Raw genomic sequence first — 4283 nt, 5'->3', positions numbered from 1 at the left:
TCGGGGGTGGGCGAGGGGTCTTCGCCGACGGCGATGTTGATGATGCGGATGGGCGGCGGGGGCGTCGGCGTCGCGCCGGCCGCGGAGACGCCGTCTTCGACCGCTACGCCGTGGATGCGGATGGGCGGGATAGGCGTGGGCGTCGGGGCGGGCGTATCGGCGGCCGGCAGTTCGGGGGCGGGGGTCGGTTCGGCGGAGAGGGCCTGGGCAGAGCGTTCCGGCGCGGATCTGAAGAGCTCCTCGAGGGCGGGCGGTGCGACGGGTGTGGCGACCTCGATGACGATCACGCGCTGGGGGGCGGGCGGCTGAACGCCGGGGCGGAAGGGGCCCCACTGCGCGCGGTCGGCCAGGTGAAGGAGCAGGAGGCCGCTGCTGCCGATGCTGAAGAGCAGGGCGGCGAGCAGGAGGGGGGCTTTTCCTGCCATGGGTGCATCATGCCGGTTTGTCGCGAAAATTGCGACCCCGGGGAGGTGGGAGGTTGGAGCCGGGAGCAGGGAGCCGGGAGCCCTACCCTGGCAGCCACCACGCCCGGGAGGGGGGAGCCGGGAGCGGGGAGCCCTGCCCCCGGCAGCGACCCCGCCCGGGAGCGGGGAGCCGGGAGCGGGGAGACCTGCCCCCGGGCAGCCACCCCGCCCGGGATCGGGGAGCGGGGAGCTGAGGCGGGGCGCTCCAACCTCCAACCTTCCACCTCCCACCTCCTCTATACTTCGCCCGTGGCAGGCGAGCAGGTCCGGGCGCTGGTCTTCGATGTCTTCGGGACCGTGGTGGACTGGCGTTCGAGCGTGCTCCGCGAGGTGGAGGCGGCGGCGGCCCGCCACGGCGTGACCGGCGACTGGGGCGCGTTCGTCGATGCGTGGCGGTACGAGGGCTACCTCGGCGGCATCGCGAAGGTGAACCGCGGCGAGTGGCCGTTCATGACCACCGACGAGATCCACCGGCGCAAGCTGGAGGAGCTGCTGCCGGCCTACGGCCTGGGGCATCTGCCGGAGGCTGAACGGGCCGACCTCAACCGGGCGTGGCACCGGCTCGACCCCTGGCCGGATTCAGTCCCTGGGCTCTGGCGGCTCAAGCAGCGGTTCGTGATTTCGACGCTTTCGAACGGGAACGTGGCGCTGCTGGTGGCGATGGCGAAGCGGGCCGGTCTGCCGTGGGACTGCGTGCTGGGTGCTGATGTGCTCGGAGCGTTCAAGCCGAAGCCCGAGGCCTACCGGCGCGGCGCGGAGCTGCTCGGGTTCGCGCCCGGCGAGGTAATGCTCGTGGCGGCCCACAAGCAGGACCTGCAGGCCGCGATGGCGGCCGGGCTGCAGGCGGCCTTCGTGCCGCGGCCGCGGGAAGCCGGCCCGAACGTGCAGCCGGACCTCGAACCGGACCCGGCGTTCGCGGTCACGGCCCGGGATTTCCTCGAGCTGGCGGCGAAGCTCGGGGCCTGACCCCGGCGCGTCACGGCGGGGGCGAGACCGAGAGGATATCGGCGAGGACCTTGCGGCGGAGCTCGGCATCGGCGAAGACCGGGCGGTACTGCTGCTCGATGCGGTAGGGGAGGAAGCGGAGCGTAGCCAGCCGGCTGCCGTGGAAGGTGGCCTCGAGCAGGTAGCCCTCGGTGTGCTCGGGCGTGTGGAGCTGGTCGAAGATGAAGTTGCCGAGGGCGCAGGCGATGAAGGCATCGCCGCGCGGCTCGATGGCCTGCACCCAGTGGGCCTGGTTGCCGACCACGAGGTCGGCGCCGGCATCAACCGCGGCGCGGAGGGCCTTGAGGCTGCGCGGGCTCGGCTCGTGGGTGTCTTCGTAGCCGGACTGGACGAGCACGATGACGACATCGGCGCGGGCGCGGAGGTCGCGGATCGCGGCCTCGAAGCGGGTGAGCGAGAGCATCGACGCGGGCTTGTAGAAAGCGGGTTCGCGCGGGGGAGTGCTGCGTTCGTCGTCGTAGGAGTCGTCGAGCGGGGCGGTGCCGGGGGCGTCCTCCTCCGCACCGAGGTCCTCGGCGGCGATGTCATCGAAGCCGAGAAAGCCGAAGCGGACGCCGTTGACCTCGATGATGGCGGGTTCGAGGGCGGCGGCGAGGTTCGGCCCGCCGCCGACCGTGCGAATGCCGGCGGCCGCGAGGAGTTCGATGGTGCGGAGCATGGCGCGGGCGCCGCAGCCGCCATCGGCGCAATCGAAGGCGTGGTTGGTGGCCACGGTGAGCACATCGAAACCGGCGTGGGTGAGCGCCTCGATGACCTGCGGCGGGGAGGTGAGGTTGGTGGTGGGGATGCAGCCGTAGGGCTCGGCGATGTCCTGGATGGAGCCATCGAGCGAGCCGGCGGCGATATCGGCGGCGGCGAGGAAGTCGCCCACCGGCGAACGGAGCGGGCTGGCCCAGTCGCCGGTGGCGCGGATGGCGGCGAGGGTGCAGCGCGACATGAGGATGTCGCCGGTGGCGACCACCCGGGTGACCACGGGCGGGGCCGCGGCGATGGCCGCCTCGATGCGCGGCGCAGCCTCGCTGCCCGCCGGGGTGAGGGGGCGGACCGCGACCCGGCGGGCGAGCGGCCAGCCCGCGAGGTCGCCGAAGCCGCGGGCGGGGTCGCGGCCGTCGATGGCCAGCGCGACCATCGGCGAGCGCAGCTGTTCGATGGGGATGATGGCGAGGAGGCCGGAATCGAGGGCGAGAGCGGCGCGGAGCTCGTCGAGGCTGGCGAAGCGGCGGAAGCGGGCAGGGTCGAGGGCGGGGTCGAGGGCGGCGAGGGCCGCGGCAAGGTCGGGCGGCTCCAGCAGGGTGGCGAGTTCGATGGGGCGGTCGAAGCCGCCGACCTCCGCCCAGCTAACCACCTCGCCGCGGAGGATGGCCGCGAACTGGTCGGCGGACAGGGCATCGACCCCGGCGCCGGGGGATGTCACGGGGACGAAGATGGCGGTGACCACGCCCTCGCCGGGCCGGGCCGCTTCGAAAGCGAGGTCGGCGGGGGCGCCGGGCGCGGCGCGCGCCGGGCAGAGCGGTTCGGCCGCCGGCGGGACTTCGCCCGCGCAGGCAAGCGGCGCGGGTGCCGGCGTCGGGGTGGGGCCGGGGGCCGCGGCGCGGGGCGTCGTATCGGCGAGGGCGCCCACGATGACGATGGCGAGCACGGCAAGGCTGCCGAGGAAGACGCCGAGCGCGACGGCGAAGAGCGGCAGCCACGGGCGGGAGCGTGCGGGGCCGGCCGGTTCGCCCATGGGCGGATGGTACTCCGCCGGGGCCGAGCGCGGTCAGCTCGCGCGGGCGTACCAGCTGTTGGGGGTGCCGGAGGCGGCCTCGATGAAGGCGAAGGCGCGGTTGAGGACGCGTTCGATGCCGCCGCAGGCCTCTTCGACCGCCGCGAGGTCGGGCGGGAGCGGCGCGACCTCGCCGCCTTCGAGGTCGTACCCGCAGAAGAGGCCGTAGTGGAGGATGAGGCGGTTGGCCTGGGCGACCACCCCGGCGAGGCCGTCGTGCTCGGGGGTGAGGGTCTCGTCGTGGTGGCAGCGGACGGCTTCGGTCAGGTGACCCGGGAACTTCCAGACTTCGCCGAGGGCGCGGCCGACCTCGTCGTGGGCGTAGCCGGCGGTCATCAGCTCGGCGATGTGGAGCGGAGCTTCGCCCCGGCGGGCGATCTGCACCGCCTCTTCGAACTGCTGCGGCATGACCTGGCGAATCACCAGGCGGCCGATATCGTGGAGGATGCCGGCGGTGAAGGCGTCTTCGGGCTTGACGGTGAACGTCTTGCGGGCCAGGGCCTCGGCGGCGACCGCGACCGCGACGGAGTGGCCCCAGAAGAGGTCGAGGTCGAAGGTTTCGCCGGGGTGGCGTCGGAAGGTGGTCATCAGGCTGGCGCCGACGGCGACCTGGCGGACCTGCTTGAAGCCGAGGATGACGACGGCCTCGCGGACGGTCGCGATGCGGCGGGCGAAGCCGTAGAAGGCGGAGTTGGAGATGCGGATCAGGCGGGCGGTCAGGGCCTGGTCGGTGGCGAGGACCTGCGCCAGGTCCATGGCGCTGGTGCGGTCGTCCTCGGCCATGCTCATGACGCGAGCGGCGACGGCCGGCAGGGGCGGCAGGTCATCGATGCGGGCGATCAGTTCGGCAGCGTCCTTTCCCATCACGAGATGGTTTTCGGCAGGGGAGGGGCGGGGGCGCAGGGGCGGGGAGGTGGGAGGTTGAAGGTTGGAGGTGGGAGGTTGGTGGTTGGAGGTTCTTCCTCTGTCCCTGTCTCCTGGTTCTCCCGGTGGGGCAGAGCGACGCATGACGCCCCCGGCTCCCGGCTCCCCGCTCCCAGCTCCAACCT

General features: G+C 73.1%; 3 protein-coding genes and 1 pseudogene. 1 reads left to right on the top strand and 3 read right to left on the bottom strand.

The window, feature by feature from the left end; translation table 11 throughout:
* Positions 1-425: pseudogene (locus tag VAE46_RS05290) on the bottom strand (hypothetical protein); the annotation flags it as partial.
* Positions 426-713: 288 nt separating this feature from the next.
* Between VAE46_RS05290 and VAE46_RS05285 the strand changes: the two are divergent.
* A complete protein-coding gene (locus VAE46_RS05285) occupies positions 714-1430 on the top strand; it encodes a haloacid dehalogenase type II (protein WP_322795872.1) in 717 nt (238 codons plus the stop codon).
* Positions 1431-1440: 10 nt separating this feature from the next.
* On the opposite strand, the gene VAE46_RS05280 is transcribed toward VAE46_RS05285, so the two are convergent.
* Positions 1441-3195: a CapA family protein gene (locus tag VAE46_RS05280; RefSeq protein ID WP_322795871.1), complete on the bottom strand. Its 1755-nt coding sequence runs from the start codon at positions 3193-3195 to the stop codon at positions 1441-1443.
* A gap of 33 nt (positions 3196-3228) precedes the next feature.
* Complete coding sequence (locus VAE46_RS05275) at positions 3229-4098, bottom strand: HDOD domain-containing protein (RefSeq protein ID WP_322795870.1); 870 nt, start codon at positions 4096-4098, stop codon at positions 3229-3231.
* Positions 4099-4283 lie beyond the last annotated feature (185 nt).

Origin of the sequence: Tepidiforma sp. (assembly GCF_034433535.1) — a bacterium.
GTDB lineage: Bacteria > Chloroflexota > Dehalococcoidia > Tepidiformales > Tepidiformaceae > Tepidiforma.
The sequence above is the reverse complement of the archived record's forward strand: the minus strand, read 5'-3'. Positions and strand labels throughout refer to the sequence as shown.

What these genes read in the sequence shown, in the direction of transcription:
- VAE46_RS05275 (WP_322795870.1), bottom strand. Translation starts at nt 4,098, where the DNA reads ATGGGAAAGGACGCTGCCGAACTGATCGCCCGCATCGATGACCTGCCG.
- VAE46_RS05280 (WP_322795871.1), bottom strand. Translation starts at nt 3,195, where the DNA reads ATGGGCGAACCGGCCGGCCCCGCACGCTCCCGCCCGTGGCTGCCGCTC.